Source organism: Vibrio sp. ABH4_348, from assembly GCF_056159765.1.
Genome location: NZ_JBSWVW010000002.1, coordinates 38,570 through 56,189, shown reverse-complemented (window position 1 = coordinate 56,189; position 17,620 = coordinate 38,570). Strand labels below are relative to the sequence as shown.

Below are 17,620 nucleotides of genomic sequence, written 5' to 3'. Positions count from 1 at the left end.
ACGGAATGCCACCGAAACAAGACAGGCTGCTGTGTTTCGGTGGGTTGTTAATGACGCCAAAATGAGGTTTATTCGGCTGTCGAGTCCAAATACGCTTTCAAAGAGATACTGGTCCATGCACGAGTCGTCGCGAGGTATCTCGCTTGCGAATCAAGAATTTTCTTTGCTAGCTCATCGTTGGCTGCCTGGCTTTCCAACAACTCTTGGTTGGATGCTTTAAGGGCTTCAATCACCTCCACTGGGAACTGGCGTACTTTCACATCAGGAAAATCTTGTGACATGCTCTGCCAGCTGTGGGCGTTGGCATGCAGAGATTCCGTATGCATGTCGTAAGCTATTAAGCGAAAAGCGGTTTCCAAAATTAGCTTGAGATCGTCCGGTAGCTCTTGCCATAGCTTTTTGTTAACCAGAAATTGGCTCTCAGAGCCTGGCTCGTGCCACGCTGTGTAGTAGTAAGGTGCCACTTTAGGGAAACCGAGACGCAAATCAAACGCCGGGCCAGCAAATTCTGCGGCATCAATAACACCGCGTTCCAGCGCAGTGTACATTTCACCTGGGGCGATATTAACAGGGCTTGCGCCAACGTTCGCGAGAATCTCCCCAGCAAAGCCCGGAATACGGATTTTTAGACCTTTTAGATCGTCCAGAGAGTTAATTTCTTTTTTAAACCAACCGCCCATTTGAATGTCAGAATTTCCACCCGGGAACGAAAGCAAATTGTACGGTTCATATACGGACTGCATTAGCTCCATACCACCACCGTGGTAGAACCAAGCGTATTGTTCGGTGGTCATCATGCCAAATGGCATTGATGAAAAATACAGTGTATTGGGTACTTTACCTTTCCAAAAATAGGAGCTGGAATGCCCTAAGTCGTATTGTCCCGAACGCACAAGGTCAAAGACGCCAAATGGTGATTTGTGTTTGTTGGCCGAATCCACGCGAATTTGCAGGCGGCCATTCGAAAGCTGCTCAGCAAGTTTGGCCATGTTGCGAGTCGCATCACCAAGAATTGGCGTGTTAGGCCCCCATGTTTCCGCCAATTTTAGTTTAAATATTTTTTGTTCTGACTCGCTTGCTTGAACCATGCCCAAAGTACATCCGAGTATAGATGTGGCTAGCAAGAGTTTGTTTAATAGCTTCATTGATACCTCCATGTGAAATCATGAACATATCGAGGTTTTTGTCGAACATCCACTAGACCTAAGTGGTATGCCCAAGTGACCTCAATACGCAGGGTTCAGAGCAACATATCAATGCCTTGTCTGATGACTAGTTAAGTCTCGCTGAACCCAGCATCTTTAGGTCATTTGGGTATATAGCTAATTTTTGAGATCATGGTGCTATCGATACAACGGTTGAACAAGTCGCAAAACGTACTTAAATGTTGTTCAACTTCCTGACTCCAGTTGAAGCCAAAGTTGATTCTTACGCAATCATTGTATAGCTCACGCGTGCTAAACATTGAACCAACTCTAACCGCAACTCGCGCTTCTCTGCACAGCTCTGCTAGTTTATCTGAGAGTAGCCTTGGGTGCTGAATCCAAAGCACCATCCCGCCTTTAGGTTGAGATATACGGGTTCCTTTAGGTAGGCGTTCGGCAAGGTAGTTTAAGTATTGATTTTTATTGTGAGTGAGTTGCAGACGCTTTGTTTTTAACGCTCTAGCGTAATTTCCTGAGTCGATTAAATCAGCAACGGCTAACTGCGTATGAGCATTAACCCCCATAGAAGAAGTATGTGCTTTGGCAAGGTATTGCATTAAAAAGCGGCCCGGTTTACACCATCCAAGACGCAAGCTTGGCGATAACGTCTTTGAAATCGAACCACACCAGATAACATAGCCGTCATGGTCAAAGTAGCTGGTCGGCAAAGTTAAGTGTGTACTATGTCCAAGTTCTAGATAAACGTCGTCTTCGACAATCGGAGTTTGATAGGTTTTGGCTAGCTGGGCCAAGCGCTGTTTTTGTTGGTTAGAGAAGGTGAGGCTGGTCGGGTTAATAAAGCTGCTACTCAGCAAAACCGCATTTACCGTACCGGATGCCAAATTGCGTTCAAGCTGTTCCAAGTTCAAGCCATCTTGGTCACAAGGAATTTCTAGCGCTTTGAGTTGTAGTTGAGCGAGCAAATCGAGCAAACCAGAAAAACATGGCGAGGTGATGGCAACCACATCACCGGCTTGAGTGACGGTTTCCAATGCGGTTTTAACCGCCGAAATGCAACCGTGGGTGATAACGAGATCTTTTTCGTTAATCGGAAAATTTTGCTTGCTAAAGTGATGAGCTAACGCTCGACGCAGTGGTAACTCACCTTGTACATCTGGATAGCGATCAAAAGCCAAATGCAAGCGTTTAGCAGATCTCCGGAGTGACTTTTGTAACCAATCCGTCTCTTGTTCCGTAATTTCTGCCAGAGACGTTCCCAGTGGCCCTGCTAAGTTTTGCGAAGCAAAGAGTCGCGTTGGAATTTCAGTGACATTGGCGCTAAATGTTTGCGTGGTTGGGGTTTCAAGTTGAAGTGTTTGAGTGGTAACAAAAAAGCCGGATTGCGGTTTACTTTCAATAATGCCCAGTGACTCTAATTCATCATATCCGTTAACTGCCGTACTGACACTAACTTGATATTGGCGTGCAAGGTTTCTCAGTGAGGGTAGCTTGTCACCAGCCTTTAATTCTCCACGTTCAATTTTCTGGGTGATGTCTTCCACCAAATTTAGATATTTTGCCAAACTGTATTGCTCTAATTTCAATATTCTGTATCTGTACTGATTTTGTCTCACGCTAAATAATTTGTCTACTAGCAAACGGACACTTGGAGTACAAATTATGAAAGCAAAAGATGCGCTAATTCTCTATAGCGTGATGGCGTTATGGGGCTTTAACTACATCATTATTCAGTTGGGTGTAAACAATACGGACCCTTGGGTATTGATAGCAGGACGATTTGTTTTCGCCGCATTTCCATTGGTGTTTTTTGTCAAAAAGCCCGATGTTCTTTGGGTTTACCTACTTGCTTACGGGTTTTTTTTTGGAACCGGAGTATGGGGTATGGCTACTGCCGCCATTGGAACTGGTATTGCAAGCGGCTTGGCCTCGGTTTTAATGAAACTTAACGTAATTTTCACCATTGCGGCAGGCATGTTCTTTTTCAAAGAACGATTAACACTGAGTCGATGGATTGGCGTATTAATCGGAGTGTGTGGCTTTACTATTTTGCTATTGAGTACCGAAGGACAGATCAATACCACTGGATTGGTTTATATTTTGATCTCAACGCTTTCTTGGGCACTGGTGGGCGTCATTGTTAAAAAGGCCAAAGCGAAAAGTGTGTTTGCATTTAGTGTATGGGGTATGGCATTTGCGCCGATTCCGCTGATTTGTATTGTGCTTGCGACCAATGGCACTAGCTATTTGATTGACCAAGTCGTTTCGTTAAACCAAAACGCATGGTTATCAATTTTGTTCCAAGCTTATCCAACCACAATACTGGGGTATTGGGTCTGGAACAAAATGTTGTCAAAATACCCAATTTCCATGGTGGCACCCGCTACTCTGTTGACGCCAGTGGTTAGTTGTATCTGCAGCTATTGGTTTTTCGGTGAGGTCTTTACTCAAATGCAGATTATCTCAAGCGTGTTATTTGTTATTGGCGTCGTGTTAATGACCGGAATGGTCACGATTCCGCTAACAAGACGGAAACGTTTAAAAGAAAAAGCGGCCGCGAGCTGAGTTGTAAAAATAAGAGGTCGAATTCGACCTCTTTTTGGATCTGAAACAGCAAAATTTCCCTTGCTGTAAACGTTCGCTCGAAAGCTCAGAACTTTCTAAACAATCAACTCATTACCGCTGCTTTGCTGGTCAACTAAAATCGAGTGAATGCTGTTGAGTGTTGTATCGGAAATGTTCCCCAAAGCTTCCTTGGTTAAAAATGCTTGATGCCCAGTAAACAGGACGTTGTGACATGCCGATAAGCGACGGAAAACGTCATCTACAATCACATCAGACGATTTGTCTTTGAAAAATAGCTCTTTTTCTTGCTCATAAACGTCCAATCCAAGTGCGCCAATACGACCTGATTTGAGAGCATCAATTGCTGCGACGGAATCAAGCAGTTCTCCACGGCTGGTGTTAATGATCATAACGCCATCTTTCATTTGCTCAAAAGCATCCGCATCAAGCAGATGGAAATTCTCCGGCGTCATAGGGCAATGGAGCGTGACAATGTCACTATTTTTAAATAACGTTGCTTTGTCCACATACTGACAGCCAAGGTCGATCGCGTCCTGACTCGGGTAGGGATCATGACACAGAATTTCCATACCAAGGCCCTGAAGGATACGAATCGTCGCCAAACCGATTTTGCCGGTACCAATCACACCTGCAGTTTTGCCATGGAAATTGAAGCCCACCAAACCATGTAATGCAAAGTTGGCATCGCGAGTGCGCTGATAGGCTTTGTGAAGTTTGCGGTTCAGCGTCATCATTAAACCCACGGTATGCTCTGCTACCGATTCTGGGGAATACGCAGGAACCCGAACGACTTGTAGACCAAGGGATTTTGCAGCGGCTAAATCCACTCGGTCGTAACCTGCGCAGCGCATTGCAACTAATTTAACACCGTGTTGAGCAAGCGCTTCTAACACAGGAGCGGAAAGGTCATCGTTAACAAAAGCACAAACGGCCTGACAACCAGCTGCAAGTTGGGCGGTCTTAGTGGTTAACTGGAAATCATGGAAGTGTAACTCTAAACTGTCGAAGTGATTGGATTGCTTGAACGACTGTTCGTCATATGGCATTGAGCTAAAAAAAGCGACGTGAATCATGGCTAAGCCCTTGTAATAAAATAACTGCTGACATTGAACCGCGTTTACAACTGAAAATAAACCATGAATGAGTTGTGGATACTAGGTTTCACTAGTGTGATAGACGTTTATGTGGGTATCGCGGCTAATGGGAAAGAGATAATGTGTGGACGACTGAATGTAATAGACAACCCTTTAGCTCAACAAGTATTTGAGCAATTAGGTTTGGAGCTCAAGCTCGAGTCCAATGCTGACTTGTGTCCAACCCAAGCAGTGAAAGGATTTACGCAGCGCGCTGGAACCGATTCAATCTCAGCGAACTATCAGCAACAATCCTTTTCTTGGGGTGTTAAACCCCATTGGGCGAAAAAGGTGATCATTAATGCGCAAAGTGAATCTGTCGACATTAAGCCTACGTTTAAACAAGGATTTTTCACCAATCGAGTCATTATTCCGTGTTCTGGTTGGTATGAATGGGCAACTCAAGGTGAAACTAAGACAAAATACTTGTTCCACAATGATAACCAACAACCACTGTACCTAGCGGCGATTGGACTTGATCAAGGCGACAAAGCGGTGATTCTGATGACGCAAGCTAATACGCAGTGCGCAGACTACCACCATAGAATGCCCTTAGTTCTAAATTCGGAACAAGTACCAATGTGGTTAAATCAATCCTACCAAGCGGCGTATCCTTTGTTAGATAGCCAGTATCACCAAGAATTGATGATCGAGGCTGCGTCTTAAAGATTAAGACAGCAAGCCTCGCAAATTAGCTACGGACTAACAGTAAGCTCTTGCCGCTCGACCCGAACTACTTACTACAAACTGCTGCACGTAGGCAGGAATATAAGCCGATTGGCCTTTTGACAAGGTCAAAGATTCACCAGATTCTGTCTCAAGGTTTAACTCACCATCGATCGCAAACCAAATTTCTGGTTGTCCACCTTGCACAGAGAAATTAACAGCGTTTTGTATAACGGCGAACTTAAAGTCGTTAACGGGTACTTCAAAAATACACTCGGGGTCTGTACCCTTGGGTTCGGTTAATAACTGTTCAAAAGGTTTTGGTTCAAAAGAAGTGCAAGCAATGAGTTCATTCACATCCATGTACTTGGGAGTTAAGCCTGCTCGCAACACGTTATCGGAGTTGGCCATAATTTCCAGGCCCGTTCCATGAATATAGGCATGTGGCGTATTGGCATCCAAAAACATGGCTTGGTTGGGTTCAAGTGTGATCACGTTGAGAAGAAGTGGTGAAAACAGCCCAATATCACCTGGATACTGATTGGCAAGACTCAGGATAATAGAGCCTAACTCTGTCTCTCGCTTTTCAGCTGCGACAGTAAGTAACTGCTCGACGGCTTGATCTCTTACATCGCCGTCTAGCTGTAATAGTTGTTCGAACAGGCTTTTTAGGTTGTCAGAGTTTGGTTGTTCAATAAACGCTTTAGTCACCGTTTGAATTTTGGGTACCGAATATTCATGTAAATTCTCAACAATTTCAGAAAAGCTGCGAAAGCCATTCATTGCTTGATACGGGGTCAAAGCGTAAACCAACTCTGGCTTATGATTGGGATCTTTGTAATTACGATTGCTTGCGGACCTTTCGATGCCAGCAGATTCTTCTTTTTCGAATCCTAATTCTGCTTGCGTCTTGTTCGGATGAACTTGAATTGATAGCGCTTTCTCAGCCGCGAGAACTTTAAACAAGTAGGGCAGTTCCCCAAACTGAGTGAATACACGTTTTGATAAATGGTGCTCAGGGTTGGCGCCAATGAGTTCAGAAAGTAATACAGATTGACCCTCTAAATGAGTACGTGAGCAGCCATTTGGGTGTGCTCCCATCCACAACTCGGCTTGTGGTTTGTTTTCGTTGTTGTCAAAGCCAAACAGGGTGGACATGGCGTCGGTACTTCCCCACGCATAGTCTTGTATAAGGTTATCTAATAGGAAAAAGCTCTGAGATTGAATTTGATTGTTGGACATGTAGGGTCTCGATAAATATATAATTATTATAAATTAAATAGAGAAAGCCACATGATAACACTCAGACCCTTAGATGCGAAAGTAAGCAATGATGTAATCAATCAGTTGAATAAATTATCAATTTCCGAGGCACAATTGCCTTATGTCGGAACCATAGAGCAAGTGAAGCAATGCATCACTGATTCTGTTTCGATGAACCTCATACTTGCGGAAGAACAAGTTGTAGGCGTTTTTTTGTTGGATGAGGGTTATTACCAAGACTATAAGTTTGCCAGTGACACGGACGTCGGTTTTAGGGCCTTTTTCATCGACCAACATCACCAAGGTCGTGGCTATGCGAAACAGGCATTGTTGCAATTACCTGAATACGTTAAAGCAAGATGTCCTCGTGCAGATTCACTGGTACTGACAGTTAATTGTAAAAATGAGATTGCCTATTCCCTATACCTCCGCTGCGGCTTTTTAGAAGCAAAAGAAAAATACCATGGCGGGCCTTTTGGACCACAACATATAATGCGTTTAGCCCTTCCTTAAAAATTAGTGCAAAAGTTTATTTCCTCCGTCATCTAAAAATCAGTTGGTTGAATTTAACGACTAATCAATAAGGATAATTTTCTTTGTTTTTATTAATAAGTTCACATTTATCAACGTTTTTATTGCTACGTTTAAAAGGCGAATCATTGAGTAGTGTCGGCTAATCACAAAGTTAACCTAAGAATTAACTTTCTCGGGCTTGGCTTGGTTCTGCAAGGCGTTACTAACAATAATCCAACGACTAGAACGTTGGCTGGGGAAGAAAATTATGATTATTCAAACACTTGGCTTGGCGTCAATACGCGGGCGAGCTTGGGCCATATTGATTCTATTTGCTGTCGGTTTAATTGGTAACACGATTCTTGGGGCCGTCAATACCCGAGATGCAATGCATGAAAACTATCAACGCGGTGTTAAAAACTTAGTCACCAGCGGGCTGAATATTGTCACACATTTCCACGGTAAGTTTTTAGCGGGCGAAATGACTGAAGATGAAGCCAAACAGCGCGCGATTGATGCAGTTCAAGGCATGAAGTATGACAACGGAAACTACGTATTTATGGCCGGCCCAGATGGAACTCAGTTTGCTGGTCTAGAAAGGTTGATTGGCAAAAATATAATGCCGGTCAAAGATGCGGAAGGGTTTGAATTTGTAAAAGAGCTCTACAAAGTTGCCAAACAGGGTGGTGGTTACGTTCACTACAAATGGAACACTTCCGATCCAAGCGTGTTTGAGCCTAAAACCAGTTACGCCACCCAGTTTCAACCCTGGGGCTGGATGATAGGTAGCGGTATTAATATGGAAGCTTTGGCCGCTGATATACAAAAAGCTGAACTTACTTTGGCTGGTAATACAGTTGTCATTTTGGGGCTTTTAGCCGTCATCGTAGCTTATTTCATCAAAACCATTACTTCTCCTTTGAAGAAGACCGTTACTGCAATGAAAGAGTTGTCGCAGGGCGAAGGGGATCTAACCCAACGATTAGAAGAGGTTGGAACCAGTGAGACTGTGTATTTGGCGCGTTACTTCAATCAGTTCTTAAGTTCTATCCAACAAATTATGTTGGGTATAAGCGACGCCGGTAATCAAGTGTCTTCGGCTTCAAACCAGTTGACCACCTCGGTACATGAGATCGACCGCAACTTGAACCAGCAGCAAAATGATGTCGACCAACTGGCAACGGCGATGACAGAGATGCTAGCGACTGTAGAGGAAGTAGCAGGGCGCACGGTAGAAGCCAACGACGCTAGTAAACAAGCCGCGACAGAAACTAGCGGCAGTCGCGCCATCATGCAGCAAAATGTGCAAGGTGCTGATGAGTTAGCTGCAGAGATTGAGCAAACCAGCGGAATTGTTGAGAAACTAGCCAGTGATGCCAGAAACGTCGATACCGTGTTAGAAGTAATACGTGGTGTGGCTGAGCAAACTAACTTGTTGGCACTTAATGCAGCAATCGAGGCAGCGCGAGCAGGCGAGCAGGGTCGCGGTTTTGCAGTCGTGGCAGATGAAGTTAGAACCTTATCCCAACGCACTCAAGAATCGACTTTAGAAATCCAAAACATCGTCGAGAAACTTCAGCTAGGCGCAGAAGAAGTGGTCAAAGTAATGGAGCGTAGTTCTGATAAGGCGACTAACGCGTCGACCTTATCGACCAATGCGGGTGAAGCGCTGGATCGAATCAATAACGAAGTGCAAACCATCGAGGAAATGAATCAACACATCGCGGCAGCCGCGGAAGAACAAACGGTAACGGTTAACGACATCAACCGCAATGTGGTCAGCATGCGAGATATGTCTGTGTCAGTTGCTGAAGAGTCAAGCCAAATGGCGAGCGCGAGTGTTGAGTTGACTAAGGTTTCTGAAGGGTTAATGACAACCATTAATCGATTTAAACTCGCTTAGTCATCCCAACTTTCTAGTTTCCCTTGTAAAGGCCAGTACTTGAGGTACTGGCCTTTTTTTATCGCTCTGGTTAAAATCGCCCCCTTTTTCCAACGGCGACTTAGTCATGATCTCTGCACCACACTTGCGCACTACCGTGCATCCCAAATTAGCCAATCTTGAGCAGCTTTCTAAAAGGCACCGTCAAGCCGCAAGAGCCATTGCCGTGCGTGGTGAAGACGTGTTGTTAGTTTTTACTGAACGCTATCAGGATTTTAGTTTTCCCGGTGGTGGCGTTGATGAAGGTGAAAACATTGAACAGGCACTTGTGCGAGAACTGCTAGAAGAAACGGGAGCTCAGCAAGTTACCGACTTAGCGCCTTACGGAATTTATGAAGAGTTCTGGCCTTGGTGGAAAGATGATGCTGACGTATTACATATGTTTTCGTATTACTACACCTGTTCGGTGATAGGAGAGTTGGGTGAGACTCAGTTAGAAGACTATGAAATCAAAAATGGTATGTCAGCACGTTGGGTTAACATTCATCAAGCCATTGCCCACAATGAAAACACGATAGCAACAAGCGAGAAAAAAGGGCTGAGCATCGAGCGCGAAACTTACGTGTTGAAATGTATTGCCAACGAAATACTCTCCGCTAACTATCAAGTCGCCTAGCACTGAGTTAATCGACGCAGAATGCAATAAATCTACCACCTCTCAGCATGAGAGGTGGTAGGAAAAAACTAATCTAGATTTACCGCTGTTCCACTCACTGAAACCATCAACATTCCATTGGTTTGTCCTAGAACTTCATAATCAATATCGATCCCGACAATAGCATCGGCGTGCAGGTCGCGTGCTTTTTGCTCAAGTTCATTAAAAGCAATTTCACGGGCGTTGGCCATTTCGCGCTCGTAAGTTCCGGAGCGGCCGCCAACTAAGTCTCGAATTCCGGCAAACATGTCCTTAAACAAGTTTGCGCCAAGAATAGCTTCACCTGTGATTACACCTTTGTATGCCGTAATGTTTCTGCCTTCGATATTTTGAGTGGTCGTTACAATCATTAACGTTTCCTTTTTAGTTAACCTGAACAGTATTCAAGAATCCGATTTCGCACAATATAGCGAAGTTGTACAACGTAATTGGCCTTATGTCGCGAGTTTCTTAACCAATAGAACATGCAGGTCAAAGAAATTTATCTATACTTTTACAAGTAGTTGATTTATTAGTGTAATGAAAGATTGTTTGCTTTTGATGAACACTTCTCACATTAGTTTGTTAAACGAGGGTGTTTTGAACAGCTAAATGGACTCTAAAAACAAAAAGCGCCGTATAACAAGTAGCTAAAAAAAGGCGCTACGAGAAAGTGTAAGGAGACAGGAATGGTAAAAAGGACAGGGCTAGGTTTTAGCCTAGCGTGTGTTTTAGCGAGTTTTTCTGCTACGGCAACCGTAATTGAAACCACTCGAATCGTTGGATTCGGAGAAGCTAAGTACGCTGAAGACTTTAAGCATTTTGATTACGTTAACCCAGATGCCCCTAAATTCGGTCATGTAACGTATTCTGCGACAGGCACATTCGACAGCTTCAACCGTTTTGCCTCGCGAGGAGATGCCGCTCAAGACACCGTTTCTATATACGACCCGTTGTTTGTTTCCCCGTCTGATGAGATTGACAGCTATTATCCGCTCATCGCTGAGCGCGCTCGTTACAAAGACGATTATTCCTGGATGGAAATCGACATCAACCCGAATGCTCGATTTCACGATGGCAAACCTATTACTGCGCACGATGTTGAATTTACCCACCAGAAGTTTTGGGACCAAGGGGTGTCGTTTTACAAAACGATTTACAAAGACGTCAAATCCGTTAAGGCGCTCAATGATAAAACCGTTCGAATTGAGTTAAACAAACCCGATAGAGAAGTCCTGTTGCGGTTTGCTAAAGGTACCGTCGTACTTCCTACCCATTACTGGCAAGACAAGGATTTTTCCGAACCACTGACCACGCCGCCGTTAGGGAGTAGCGCATACAAGATTACTGATTACAAAATGGGCCAGTCAGTAACTTACGAATTGGTGGAAGACTATTGGGCGAAAGATTTGCCGGTTAACGTCGGCAGAAACAATTTTAAGTCTTACAGCTACGATTACTATCGCGATCAGACAGTACAGCTCGAGGCATTTAAAGCCGGTGAGTTTGATGTGCGCATCGAGAATGTCGCCAAGTTCTGGGCTAATTCGTATACCGGCGTGAACTTTGATAAGGGCTATATCAAAAAAGAAGAGATTGGCCACGAAATGCCAGCGCGTATGCAGTCCTTCACCTTTAATGTTCAAAAAGACGTATTTAGTGACCCTCGTGTTCGAGAAGCCGTCAACTATGGGATGGACTTTGAATGGATGAACAAGAACTTGTTCTATAGCCAATATGCACGATTGCGTAGCCATTTCCAGAATACACCTTACGAAGCTAAAGGTTTACCGAGTCCTGAAGAGTTGGCAATTCTAGACCCATTTAAAGATCAATTGCCAGAGCGTGTGTTTACCGAGGAATTCCAGCCCAATGTGACCGATGGTTCTGGCCGTATCCGAGGTGAAATGCGTAAGGCAATCGCCATTTTGAAAGAGGCTGGGTGGGAGCTTAAAGATAAGGTGATGACCAATGTCGAAACGGGAGAGCCGTTAACGTTTGAGTTGCTTGCTTATCAACCGACGACTGAACGCATCGCTATTCCAATGCAAAAGAACTTAAAGCGCATGGGAATTGATATGAAAATTCGAATTATCGATTCAACACAGTTTTTGAAACGTATGCGTGACTTGGACTACGACATGGTCGCTCAGGGTTACTCGACGAATGTGTATCCTAGTCCGTCACTTCAACAGGTTTGGCATTCTGATTTCATCGACTCTACCTATAACCGAGCTGGCGTCAAAAACCCAGTGATTGATTCCTTGGTTGAGCAAATAGTCAAAAATCAGCAAAACCCAGAGCAACTGATTCATCTAGGTCGCGCATTAGACCGCGTGCTGCAATGGAACTTCTTTGTCGTGCCCAATTGGTTCTCAAATACGCACCGTGTTGCGACGTGGGATAAGTTTGAGCGTCCTGCGATTAAGCCTAAATACGGTTTAGGAACCGATACCTGGTGGGTGTCAGAAGAAAAAGCGGCAAAATTACCAGAAAAACGTCGATAACGCGTTAGCAGAGGGCGAGCTGAACAATCGCCCTCTACCATTTCGGACTCAACTCAATCGGCAGTAAAGGATTGATATGACTGCTTATATCCTGAGAAGACTGTTGCTGGTTATCCCTACGCTTTGGGCCATCATAACCATCAACTTTTTTATCATTCAGATCGCGCCAGGTGGGCCAGTAGAGCAAGCCATTGCTCAAGCTCAAGGTATGTCTTCCGGCATTATGGATCGCTTTACCGGTGGTGGGAGCGAGGTGTCATCGGATACTGAACTTCCGGATGATTCAAGCGCAACTGGCTACAAAGGTTCACGTGGAATGGACCCAGAAGTTGTGGCACAAATTCGACAGCAGTTTGGCTTTGATAAACCTTTGTTCGAGCGCTACACCGAAATGTTGGTTAACTACATGCAATTTGAGTTTGGAGAAAGCCTGTTTCGCGGTGGCAATGTCATCGACTTGATTGTTGATCGGCTTCCTGTATCTGTGTCTCTAGGCTTATGGAGCACGCTGATCATCTATTTTATTTCAATTCCCCTAGGTATCGTCAAAGCTATTCACCATGGATCGCGATTTGATATTTGGACTAGTGGTGTGGTGATTGTCGGTTATGCGATACCCGGATTTCTGTTTGCAATAATCCTGATCATTGTGTTCGCAAGTGGCAATTATCTAGATTGGTTTCCTTTGCGAGGGTTGGTCTCTTCAGATTTTGAAACCTTGAATTGGTGGCAGAAAATCGTCGACTATTTCTGGCATTTGACGCTCCCGATATTAGCGATGGTAATTGGTGGTTTTGCCACGCTGACTATGCTGACCAAAAACTCGTTTTTGGATGAAATAAACAAGCAATATGTGGTGACCGCGCGAGCTAAAGGATTAGATGAGCGTAGCATTTTGTACAAGCACGTATTTCGTAATGCCATGTTAATCATTATTGCCGGCTTTCCGGGCGCGTTTATCGCGATTTTCTTTACCGGTTCGATGCTAATTGAAGTCATGTTTTCTCTAGAGGGTATTGGCTTACTAGGGTTTGAATCTACTATTCAGCGTGATTATCCGGTTGTCTTTAGCTCTTTGTACATAATGACGCTGTTGGGACTAATTTTGAGCATTATTTCTGACCTAACCTATATGTGGGTTGACCCCCGAATTGATTTTGAGGCTCGCTGATATGGGATTGTTCGCTATGCGTGCCAAACATGTAAACCCACTGAACCAAGAGCGTTGGGCACGGTTTAAAGCAAATAAGCGTGGTTGGTGGTCGTTGTGGATCTTTTCAATTATTTTCTTATTAACTCTGTTCGCTGAATTGATAGCCAATGATAAGCCTTTGTGGGTCAAATACGATGGTGACTGGTATTTCCCAGTGGCAGTGGCTTATGCAGAAACGGAATTTGGTGGTGAATTTGAAACTGAAGCCGATTACACCGACCCCTACGTAATCGAATTGATTGAAGAAAAAGGCAGTTTAGTTTGGCCGCCGATTCGATTTAGTTACGATACGATTAACTACGATATGAGTGCTTCAGCACCTTCTCCGCCTGATGACGTCAATCTACTCGGAACTGACGACAAAGGACGTGACGTATTAGCTCGGATTATTTACGGATTTCGAATTAGCGTATTGTTTGGCTTTGTACTCACTGTCGTGTCGAGTGTCATTGGCGTCGCGGTAGGAGCGAGTCAAGGGTACTACGGTGGATGGCTAGATCTATTAGGGCAGCGATTTATTGAAGTTTGGTCAGGGATGCCAACACTGTTTTTGTTAATTATTTTGTCCAGTTTTATTGAGCCTAACTTTTGGTGGTTACTGGGAATCATGGTGTTGTTTAGCTGGATGGGTCTGGTTGGCGTGGTTAGAGCCGAATTTCTCAGATGTCGCAACTTTGATTATGTCAAAGCAGCTCATGCGCTAGGGGTGAATGATAGTCGAATCATGCTGCGCCATATGCTGCCGAACGCCATGGTAGCATCATTGACCATGATGCCCTTTATCCTCTCGGGCTCTGTGACGACATTGACATCACTGGACTTTCTCGGATTTGGATTACCTGTTGGGTCGCCTTCGTTAGGTGAGTTGCTGGCACAAGGCAAAGCCAATTTACAAGCACCTTGGCTAGGACTGTCCGCGTTTGTGGTTCTATCTTCGATGCTGACATTGTTAGTCTTTATCGGTGAAGCGGTTCGAGATGCTTTTGATCCGAACCAATATGGAGGTGCGCGATGAACACTCCTATTCTGTCGATCAATGATTTGTCTATTGGGTTTGGGCGCAAAGGTCAGGTTAGAACGGTCACTCAAGGTGTGTCACTAGAGATACACAAGGGTGAAACACTGGCACTAGTCGGTGAAAGTGGCTCGGGTAAATCGGTTACTGCAAATTCAATTTTACGTTTGCTGCCCAAAGGCTCTAGTCACTTCCTTGCTGGTAAGATTCAATTTGATGACACCAACCTAGTTAGCTGTTCAGAAAGAGTGATGCGCGGCGTTCGCGGTGGTCGAATAGGCATGATTTTCCAAGAGCCGATGGTTTCACTTAATCCATTGCATCGAATCGGAAAACAGCTGGTTGAAGTGGTATCAATACACCGTGGATTGCGACAAAACCGAGCCGAAGCATTAGCCCTAGAGTGGCTGGAAAAAGTGGGTATTCGTCACCCAGCACAAAAACTTAAATCCTATCCTCACGAGCTTTCAGGCGGCGAGCGACAGCGAGTGATGATAGCAATGGCGCTGATTAATGAGCCAGAACTCTTGATTGCCGATGAGCCCACCACAGCTTTGGATGTTTCAGTTCAAGCGCAGATACTCGATTTATTGAAGGATCTACAGCAAGAATTGGGTATGGCTATGCTGTTTATCACTCATGATCTCAGTATTGTTCGACGCATTGCTGACCGTGTTGCCGTAATGAAACAGGGTGAGCTGGTGGAAACCGGCGATACGGAACAGATTTTTACGCATCCCGAGCACGCGTATACTCGCCAGCTGATTGACTCAGACCCTAAAGGTTTACCAGTTGAGTTGTCTGAACACGTCGAGCCACTTCTTGAACTTGAAAACCTGAAAGTTTGGTTTCCAATTACAGGCGGCCTTTTTAAACGAACCGTAGGTTATGTTAAAGCGGTTACGGATATGAATTTTCAGCTTATGGCGGGCCAATCCATTGGTTTAGTCGGGGAAAGTGGTTCCGGTAAATCCACGACAGGTATGGCAGTACTTAGACTGGTCAATTCAGAAGGTGGAATTCGCTATCAAGGTAGCAGTATCCAAAGCCTAGACAGAAAAGCTATGCTGCCGTATCGCAGCAAGATGCAGGTTGTGTTTCAAGACCCGTTTTCTGCCCTTAACCCAAGAATGTCGGTGGCTCAAGTCATTGGCGAAGGGTTACGTGTCCATCAAACACTCGAAGAAGACCAGATTGACGAGCAAATTTGCTCCGTAATGCGAGAAGTTGAATTGGATCCCGAGACAAGGCATCGCTACCCCAATGAATTTTCGGGTGGTCAAAGACAACGAATTGCCATTGCTCGTGCGTTAATTCTAAAGCCAGAATTTATCTTGCTTGATGAGCCAACCTCGTCTCTGGATAGAACCGTGCAGTCACAAGTATTAGAGCTGCTAAAAGATTTACAACGACGTTATCAATTGACTTATTTGTTTATCAGTCACGACCTGAACGTCGTTAAATCATTGTGTCATCACACGATCGTTATGAAGCAAGGTGTTGTTGTGGAAAGCGGTGAAACTCAAAAGTTGTTCTCATCACCTGAGCACGAGTACACAAAAGAGTTGGTTAATTTGTCCGCATTGTAAGCTGCTGTGAATGTAATGGGTTTAACGATTAAGCCACATTGCGAAATGGCTGGTGGATTTGGTTTCTACCAGCCAATTTTGCTTGATAGAGCAAGCTGTCGGCGTTTTTGATTGCTTGCGGTACCGTTTGCAAAATAGGGACAACACCGCCAGAAATGGTGACCTTTGGTTGTTGAGTATATTGCTCAATGTCCTCACGTATGCGTTCACAGACCGATTTTGCAGTACTAGGGCAATCCGTTTTTACAATAACCAAAAATTCTTCACCACCGATTCGAAACGCATAGTCGGTAAATCGAATTCGGCTCTTTATAATGCTTGCGACACGCTTAATGACTTGGTCTCCCACATCATGCCCATATGTGTCATTCACTCTCTTGAAATGGTCGATGTCGAGCACACAGACATAGAATTGACCGTTACTTAAGCTTTGGTTGCTGACTTTGTTTAAATAGTGTCGGTTGTAGAGCCCCGAAAGTTCATCTAAGTAGGAGATTTCACTAAGCTGTTTCTTTTCCTGACGAATTTTGTAGACGTAGTAAGACCCGCCAATTGATAGAGCGACCAAAATCATAATGACGTAGAAATATTCCGGCACCAGTTCATTTTTATGTAGTCGTTGCAGAACTAACCATTCCTTTCCATAGATGTTGCCAATATTGCGATAAATAAAGACGTAATCATCGTCACTGACCATCCCGTGAGTCTTATCCGTTCTTTGCAGTTGCAGGAATGCGTTGGGGTAGTAGGCGGAGAAATTTGTACCTCTCTCAAGATCAGGGATACTTGTGGGCATCATCATGCCTTCCGCCGAGATGATGTAAGTATTATGATCCGATGTCTTGTTAAATGCGCCCAGATTTACTTCGACCACTAGATACCCTGTATCTTTCTGTTCTCTTTCAATAGGAATAAATTCAACAAACAATCCTCGGGTAGGCAGGTAGATCACTTCAAAGTGTTTAGGATGGCGTGATGAAATGGCGTCACGTTGAAAAAGAGTATCTATAAGTCCGGAGTATTTGTGGTTGTCGTCCAATGGGATGGTCAGAATTTCTATATTGGTCACAAGGGTTTGCTGATAGAGCAGATGACGAATTAAGTCGTTAAAAGTAGAAGGGTCAGATTCGTAATTTTTGGCTAACTGACTTTGCGCCAGTGCGCTGTAACTGGCTACGATTTCACGCCGTTGCTCGATTGACTCTGCGACCGTTTGCAATTGATTGGCAATGTCGTTTTGCTTTCGATCTTTTATCATATTCATTGGCGTGTTGATGGCCAGTATGACAATGATGGTGAGCAACAAACAACGCATCTCGATGTTATTGGAAGAACTCACAACTTTTGAGTAGTGCAGTAACATGTGGTGAATCAAAGGTTAATCTTGGAACCAGTG

The 17,620-nt window shown here is 44.4% G+C and carries 15 protein-coding genes; 9 read left to right on the top strand and 6 right to left on the bottom strand.

Annotated elements, in window-relative coordinates:
- Window positions 1-68: 68 nt before the first annotated feature.
- Both ACXAFJ_RS13830 and ACXAFJ_RS13825 read right to left on the bottom strand, forming a co-directional pair.
- Window positions 69-1,157 carry a TRAP transporter substrate-binding protein gene (locus ACXAFJ_RS13830; protein ID WP_475324216.1) on the bottom strand — a complete coding sequence of 363 codons (1,089 nt, stop codon included), beginning with the start codon at window positions 1,155-1,157 and terminating at the stop codon, window positions 69-71.
- A 149-nt stretch (window positions 1,158-1,306) separates the two neighbouring features.
- Window positions 1,307-2,728 (bottom strand): aminotransferase-like domain-containing protein, encoded by a 1,422-nt coding sequence (locus tag ACXAFJ_RS13825; RefSeq protein WP_475324214.1) that lies wholly within the window; start codon window positions 2,726-2,728, stop codon window positions 1,307-1,309.
- A 97-nt stretch (window positions 2,729-2,825) separates the two neighbouring features.
- Here ACXAFJ_RS13825 and ACXAFJ_RS13820 point away from each other — a divergent pair, with 97 nt between their 5' ends.
- Complete coding sequence (locus ACXAFJ_RS13820; protein WP_475324213.1) at window positions 2,826-3,728, top strand: EamA family transporter; 903 nt, start codon at window positions 2,826-2,828, stop codon at window positions 3,726-3,728.
- Between the two features lie 95 nt (window positions 3,729-3,823).
- Here ACXAFJ_RS13820 and ACXAFJ_RS13815 read toward each other — a convergent pair whose 3' ends face one another.
- A complete protein-coding gene (locus tag ACXAFJ_RS13815) occupies window positions 3,824-4,822 on the bottom strand; it encodes a 2-hydroxyacid dehydrogenase (protein ID WP_475324211.1) in 999 nt (332 codons plus the stop codon).
- 63 nt (window positions 4,823-4,885) lie between these two features.
- Here ACXAFJ_RS13815 and ACXAFJ_RS13810 point away from each other — a divergent pair, with 63 nt between their 5' ends.
- The gene (locus ACXAFJ_RS13810; RefSeq protein ID WP_475324210.1) at window positions 4,886-5,548 is read left to right on the top strand and encodes an SOS response-associated peptidase; all 663 of its coding nucleotides are present in this window, start codon (window positions 4,886-4,888) and stop codon (window positions 5,546-5,548) included.
- A gap of 36 nt (window positions 5,549-5,584) precedes the next feature.
- Here ACXAFJ_RS13810 and manA read toward each other — a convergent pair whose 3' ends face one another.
- Window positions 5,585-6,790, bottom strand: coding sequence for a mannose-6-phosphate isomerase, class I (gene manA / locus ACXAFJ_RS13805; protein ID WP_475324208.1), 1,206 nt, complete (start codon window positions 6,788-6,790; stop codon window positions 5,585-5,587).
- A 51-nt stretch (window positions 6,791-6,841) separates the two neighbouring features.
- Here manA and ACXAFJ_RS13800 point away from each other — a divergent pair, with 51 nt between their 5' ends.
- The 3 genes from ACXAFJ_RS13800 (at window position 6,842) to ACXAFJ_RS13790 (ending at window position 9,882) form a co-directional block, all read left to right on the top strand.
- Window positions 6,842-7,324, top strand: coding sequence for a GNAT family N-acetyltransferase (locus ACXAFJ_RS13800; RefSeq protein ID WP_475324207.1), 483 nt, complete (start codon window positions 6,842-6,844; stop codon window positions 7,322-7,324).
- Between the two features lie 268 nt (window positions 7,325-7,592).
- Window positions 7,593-9,227 (top strand): methyl-accepting chemotaxis protein, encoded by a 1,635-nt coding sequence (locus ACXAFJ_RS13795; protein ID WP_475324205.1) that lies wholly within the window; start codon window positions 7,593-7,595, stop codon window positions 9,225-9,227.
- Between the two features lie 106 nt (window positions 9,228-9,333).
- Window positions 9,334-9,882: an NUDIX hydrolase gene (locus tag ACXAFJ_RS13790; RefSeq protein WP_475324204.1), complete on the top strand. Its 549-nt coding sequence runs from the start codon at window positions 9,334-9,336 to the stop codon at window positions 9,880-9,882.
- A gap of 68 nt (window positions 9,883-9,950) precedes the next feature.
- Here the strand turns inward: ACXAFJ_RS13790 and ACXAFJ_RS13785 are convergent, their stop codons facing one another.
- On the bottom strand, window positions 9,951-10,271 hold the full coding sequence (locus tag ACXAFJ_RS13785) for a heavy metal-binding domain-containing protein (protein ID WP_475324203.1): 321 nt from the start codon (window positions 10,269-10,271) through the stop codon (window positions 9,951-9,953).
- Window positions 10,272-10,589: 318 nt separating this feature from the next.
- Between ACXAFJ_RS13785 and ACXAFJ_RS13780 the strand changes: the two genes are divergently transcribed.
- From ACXAFJ_RS13780 to ACXAFJ_RS13765, 4 genes are all read left to right on the top strand, one after another.
- Window positions 10,590-12,407 carry an extracellular solute-binding protein gene (locus ACXAFJ_RS13780; RefSeq protein ID WP_475324201.1) on the top strand — a complete coding sequence of 606 codons (1,818 nt, stop codon included), beginning with the start codon at window positions 10,590-10,592 and terminating at the stop codon, window positions 12,405-12,407.
- 76 nt (window positions 12,408-12,483) lie between these two features.
- Entirely contained in the window at window positions 12,484-13,578 is a 1,095-nt protein-coding gene (locus ACXAFJ_RS13775; RefSeq protein WP_475324200.1) for a microcin C ABC transporter permease YejB, read from the top strand.
- A gap of 16 nt (window positions 13,579-13,594) precedes the next feature.
- Complete coding sequence (locus ACXAFJ_RS13770; RefSeq protein ID WP_475324199.1) at window positions 13,595-14,635, top strand: ABC transporter permease; 1,041 nt, start codon at window positions 13,595-13,597, stop codon at window positions 14,633-14,635.
- Complete coding sequence (locus tag ACXAFJ_RS13765; protein WP_475324197.1) at window positions 14,632-16,224, top strand: ABC transporter ATP-binding protein; 1,593 nt, start codon at window positions 14,632-14,634, stop codon at window positions 16,222-16,224. The genes ACXAFJ_RS13770 and ACXAFJ_RS13765 overlap by 4 nt, the downstream gene beginning before the upstream one ends.
- A gap of 28 nt (window positions 16,225-16,252) precedes the next feature.
- On the opposite strand, the gene ACXAFJ_RS13760 is transcribed toward ACXAFJ_RS13765, so the two are convergent.
- Window positions 16,253-17,587, bottom strand: a complete 1,335-nt coding sequence (locus ACXAFJ_RS13760) for a GGDEF domain-containing protein (protein ID WP_475324196.1) — start codon at window positions 17,585-17,587, stop codon at window positions 16,253-16,255.
- Window positions 17,588-17,620: the final 33 nt, after the last annotated feature.